The following is a 1,981-nucleotide window of genomic DNA, read 5'->3' on the forward strand; positions in this document are numbered from 1 at the left end:
AAATACCTCGAAAAGTTCACTTTGATAGACCAAAAAAAGTCGATATCAATGTCTCAATGACAATTGGTCGTTACAAATCTTTTAATGATATCAATTCAGAACAGATTAAAGCTAATTTAAAAAGTCTTGATTTTGAAATTGGTGAAAATGTGTATGCATCTCGCATTATTTCAAGCATTAACTTAGTTGACGGATTTTATATTAAAGAACTCGCTGTAAACAGTGCCAACATTGTCAATATCGATTATCGAGAGTATGCACAGATAACGCATGTTGAGGTGCTAATAGATGAATAGAGAAAAATTCCTCATTTGGCAATATCGTACAAAACCCAAGGCATTAGGCACTATCAAAGCTATCAATAAAGAGACTGGTAACACGTTTAACAATGTCATTCAAATTGCGGATGTTCTCAGCATCAACGACGCGACAGGTTATGCACTTGATTTGATTGGTCGTCATGTTGGCGTCTTGCGTGTATTACCTTCTGCTATCACCAAAGAATATTTTGGATGGTTAGAAGATAACACAGCATTATCATTTGATATTGGTGAATTTTATCGACATGGCGACGCTTTAACGGCATCTGTTGTATTAAATGATAGCGATTATCGTTTCTTTATTAAGGCAAAAATTACTAAAAATTATCAAAGTGGTGAAATATCAAACATTGTAAAATCAATTAAATTCGTGATTGGCAGAAATGGAAATATTATTGATTCCCAAAATATGACAATGAACGTATTAGTTAACAGTGATCAACTCAATTCACTTACTTTGTATGCAATTAGTAAAATGGATATTTTAGCCCGACCTGTTGGTGTTATGTATCAATATATTGTTCTAATTAATAATGAACCGTTTGGATTTTCGCATGACAATGCATCATTCGGTTTTAATTTAGGCAAATTTGTTCGACTTCAAGAAATAGGAACTATTCAATGATTATACAAAAAAAACCAGATTATTTAATCTTTGCAGATTCAGCAAAAAAAGGGGAAGTTACGGATTTTCCTGATGTAAGTCGAGGCTGGGGAATCACCATCGATCAAACTGCTTCGAAACCACCAATGGAATGGATGAATGGCGCATTTAATCGAATTGATAAAAATATACTATATCTGTTACAACAAGGTGTGCCAGAATGGAGTGAGTTAGTTACTTATCCAGAAAATGCTATTATAAAATATAATGGTGCTTTATACATAGCCATAGTTAAAAATGACAATGCACAACCGTCGAGCGACACCTCTAAGTGGCAAAGATTACAGGCAGATTATTTTAATGCTTTACCCGCACAAAAAATAATGAATGGTAGTGATCCTATTTATGAGGTAGGTGAACATGTTGATTTTAAAGAACGGCCAACTGTTAATAACCGCGATTTAATTTGTAGCAACGATTACACCGGATCATTCAATAAAAATGGTTATATAAAACTACCCAGCGGATTAGTGATTCAATGGGGGGAATCAAGATATTCTCAAACTGCTGGGGTGAATGGCTATATACAATCGTTTCATACAGCGTTTCCGCATACGTGTTTTCTGGTTATGACAAGCGATAGGTATTACGGCGCAAATTCAACATCGGCACACCCAATTTCAGCATCACAATTTAGATGTTGGGGAAGATGTGGGCCTAGCGAATATGCTGACACCGATTTATTTTACATAGCATTAGGATTTTGAGTATGAAACATTTTTATAATTTTAAAACACAATCATTTTATATAGATGAAATCAATATTGATATACCACCAGATTCAATTGAAATCACAAAAGATCAACACATTGATTTATTTAACGAAATCAATGCGGGGTGTGTTATATTTAATGATTTAACGTATTCAGAGTCCCCACTGTCAGGTTTTCACAAATGGAACGGTGGACAATAGGTACTGGATATGGCAGCGGAAACTGATTTTAAAATCAGGAAAAACATAGCTCTCAGAGATAAATTAATAACTGACGCCAGTACG

Annotated in this window: 3 protein-coding genes and 1 pseudogene; all 4 read left to right on the plus strand. The window is 34.4% G+C overall.

Going from position 1 to position 1,981, the window contains the following annotated elements; all coding sequences use genetic code 11:
* A pseudogene (locus A9G10_RS12710) lies at positions 1-296 on the plus strand (baseplate J/gp47 family protein); the annotation flags it as partial.
* Complete coding sequence (locus A9G10_RS01900) at positions 289-945, plus strand: DUF2612 domain-containing protein (protein ID WP_065557661.1); 657 nt, start codon at positions 289-291, stop codon at positions 943-945. The pseudogene A9G10_RS12710 and the gene A9G10_RS01900, both read left to right, overlap by 8 nt.
* A complete protein-coding gene (locus A9G10_RS01905; RefSeq protein WP_065558003.1) occupies positions 942-1,691 on the plus strand; it encodes a gp53-like domain-containing protein in 750 nt (249 codons plus the stop codon). The genes A9G10_RS01900 and A9G10_RS01905 overlap by 4 nt, the downstream gene beginning before the upstream one ends.
* 2 nt (positions 1,692-1,693) lie before the next feature.
* The gene (locus tag A9G10_RS01910; RefSeq protein WP_065557971.1) at positions 1,694-1,897 is read left to right on the plus strand and encodes a hypothetical protein; all 204 of its coding nucleotides are present in this window, start codon (positions 1,694-1,696) and stop codon (positions 1,895-1,897) included.
* Positions 1,898-1,981: the final 84 nt, after the last annotated feature.

It is taken from the genome of Gilliamella sp. wkB308 (assembly GCF_001690185.1).
Classification (GTDB): domain Bacteria; phylum Pseudomonadota; class Gammaproteobacteria; order Enterobacterales; family Orbaceae; genus Gilliamella; species Gilliamella apicola_I.